Annotated in this window: 3 protein-coding genes; 1 reads left to right on the forward strand and 2 read right to left on the reverse strand. The window is 42.2% G+C overall.

The annotated features are described in order from the left end of the window. Positions 1–27: 27 nt before the first annotated feature. A complete protein-coding gene (locus SANK73390_RS18730; protein ID WP_462767899.1) occupies positions 28–294 on the forward strand; it encodes a hypothetical protein in 267 nt (88 codons plus the stop codon). Between the two features lie 108 nt (positions 295–402). Here the strand turns inward: SANK73390_RS18730 and SANK73390_RS18735 are convergent, their stop codons facing one another. Together SANK73390_RS18735 and SANK73390_RS18740 are read right to left on the reverse strand one after the other, a co-directional pair. Next, a complete protein-coding gene (locus SANK73390_RS18735) occupies positions 403–1,317 on the reverse strand; it encodes a hypothetical protein (RefSeq protein ID WP_462767900.1) in 915 nt (304 codons plus the stop codon). Positions 1,318–1,506: 189 nt separating this feature from the next. Continuing rightward, the coding region (locus tag SANK73390_RS18740) for a hypothetical protein (protein ID WP_462767901.1) at positions 1,507–3,358 on the reverse strand (1,852 nt) is incomplete at its 5' end.

The raw sequence follows: 3,358 nt of genomic DNA on the forward strand, positions 1-3,358 counted from the left end.
CTTAAAGCGATAGATAAAAGATAGACAGTGAATGAAAAACACGCAAATAAAAATGGGTGTCATGTTTATTTTTATCATGTTTATTTTTATTCTGCATCAATGCTACCTAAAATAGCAAAACTGTTTGCCGTATCATTAGAGCAATTAACAGGTATCGATCAACAGCCGATTAAACGAGGTCCTGCTTCAACACTACAACGACAAATTGAACAGATAAGTTTGATGCCAAGAACAAAACAAAAGTTTATTAGCGAGATGCTCGATGCACTGATCAAGCAGCAACAATCTGCCTAAGTAAAGCAGCTAAGAAAGAGCAGCGACTAAGAATGAATAGCCGCTAACAAATAAAAACGCCCTCGGTAAACCAAGGGCGTTGTGGGTGGTATTTTTATTTTATAAGTTTTAAATAAGAGTAAGCTCAGTTATTGGAACAGCTGTCCAATTAACAAGATCGTTACTATTTATTTGCCATACTTTTCTATTAATAGAGCCTGTAATTTCTTCTATTAAACCTACGTAACAGCCATTTTCAATCTTTGCTACATTGAACCTAGATATTTCTGCTGACTCAGAGATACCTGTGAACTTCATAGCCTTTTCCATTAATGAATCACTCAAGCTTTCTATTGTGACTATGGATAAATTACCAATATTGGTATTACAGCCATTTTCTCGGCTCGATAGACATATCGTCAACGAATCATCATTAGATATTAGCGATAAATACTCTTTGCCCGCCAAATAATGTAACGGCTGTATTTCATCACCTTCTAAATAGAAAATCGAAGCACCTACGAAGTCATTACTTTCGGGTTTCGCACCTAAAAAGACTATATCATTATCGACGTATAAATCAGCAATTCCTCCGATTAAAACATGGCCTCCTTTGAACGACGCCCCGTCTAACCAACTCTCTAATCTAACTCTAAGAGAGCTAAGCTCTGAATTTACCGAGCTAGCTGCTAACTCTTGGAGTCGAAGCCCAAATGAATCAAACATATAAGCATCCTTAGATAAATTTAATTTGGCTAAGATTGCCTTACCTCTTTTTGTACATTCACCGTCAGAATTTACCGTTCTATGCTTCATACCAACTAACAATAACTCATCATTATCAGTAACTGACGCATATAGCGCGTACATAGGCACTTCATATTTTCTGATTTGATCTGTTACAACAATTACCGTAGTGCTCGATACACCATTCACAATAAAGATATTCCCATTGGAAACATCTAATTGATATGAACTTGGGTATCCCCCATTAATTCTGAGATTAGGCGAGTCTATATCGATGCTTCCATGTTTTGCAGACATTATTTTCTTATTAGTGATAAATGTTAATGCATCCCCACCAGTAGTTAAAAATTTCTGGTTTTCCGGGGGCGATACTTTCGTAAAGGCTCTTGAGCCATCAGACTCATAGCCTTGTCCTATAGAATCAACAAATAAGCACTTAGCATGCGTACTTTCTTTGTATAATATTTTACTTACTGTGCTCATTTGTTAATTCCACCAGTTGTATATTGCGGTGCCAATTTCACCACCTTTAACATATCCATAAATACCACCGCCTATTCCACCAATAACCCCTCCAGCAGCAGTCCCTAATGGCCCAAATACTGAGCCAGCAGTCGCTAATGTTGCGGCTCCTACTTTAGCTCCACCCCAAGCTCCAGTCCAAGCTCCTCCGATTCTTGCACTCTCTTGATATGTATTATCCCAATTGCCAGTTTGAAGACTCGTATTAATTTCACTGCCTAAGCTATAAGAATCAATAGCTACCCCTGCAACTAAACTCGCTTTGCCAAGCTTATCCAAAGCTACAACTGATCTAGCTGAATTAGTCACTACAGGATTAGACTTTCCTGATGACTCCGTGATCGATCTTAAGTGCTGCTCGTATGTGAAATTATCCCTTTTAGGATTATTTAGACTCTTTTCCAATAGCGCGTCAAAACTAAGCCCTTGCTTCTTCAATGATTCTGAGTACTTAAGTCCATCAGGAGATAGTTGGCTTCTTGAAGAATTCAGAACGTCATTTCGAGCATTGACAGCAGATCGTGCATTTCGTTCTAAAGCGTCAATAGAGGCTCCATTTGGCAATCGGTGCTTCTCAGGAATTGTAGGAATTTCGTTTAGGTATGTGTTAACACGTACTTTCGAGTCATGAACAGCATTGCCATATGAGTATCCTTTCATGCCAGTCTGAACACGAATCCCTTTCGTTATGCCTGCTCTTATACCAAGTGCAGCTCCTCCAGCTACCCCATCTAAAGAGTAGCTACTGGACAATTCAACATCTCTATTACTTCCCAGCAATTGAGATGTATCTGCTACAAGTTGATCAATGCGGTATTGTTGTTGGGCACTACTTTGGATTTTGTTGGACAAATCAAACTTCAAGCTAGCGCTCAATTGATTAATTCCACTCACATCACGACTCATATCCCTCAAAGCAACTTCTTGAGGCGTTAACCCTGCGAGAGTATTTTGAAATTGTGGATCGTTATCTAGATTTGGTAATGCCACATCAAAGTTTAATGAGCTATTAACTTTTCTGCTCGTATCAGCGCCTAACTTGGCACTCATTGCTGCATACTTGTTTAACTCTTCTTGACGCTTTTCAGCAGCAGATTTTTGTATGCCACCTACAATTGAGTTCCCCAACGCATTGCCAAGCGCATCTACCGCAACATTTCCAAAGTTCCAACTCGCTTCATTACCAAAGAGCTTATCCGCACCATAACGGATACCCGACTGAATAATACCATTGATTGGATTCAGTGTCCCCTTGCCTGTCGCACTATAATCCCCCGGTGCAATCGCTGACGTAAGAGCCGAAGCCGCCACATCACCCCATCTAAAGCTAGCTTTATTGCCCACGAGCTTATTTGCAGCTACCGAACTAACTGCTGAAGTAGCCCCCATTGCCGCCTTACCGTAGGATGATAGTTTTGTACCTTCCATAGCCCAGCTTGAAGCTTGGGTTAGCCTCAAAGCACTGCCCATGCCTGCCGTAGCGCCCGCGGTTAAGCCTGACGCAAATGCATTTTTCAGCGAGAAGCTGTCCACTGCCCCCATGGCTTTACCCACAACTTGTGATACCGCCGAGCCTACAAAACCGCCGATAGCTGCTGACGCTGTCCCAGCCAACGCCGCTGACCCTAATGCCGTAGTAAGGGTAGCTGTACCAAGCGCTGCGCCACCTGTTAACACCCCTGCACCTGTTGACATAATAGTCCCATACGAGGCTCCCGCCGCAACGCCCGCCGTGGCAATCGTCGCCACCACCGCAACCGCTATCATTACAATAGACGCCACCGCATTACACCCTGCCTGAGGCGGTGGTGGCACA

The sequence above is a fragment of the Pseudoalteromonas sp. SANK 73390 genome, assembly GCF_054966645.1.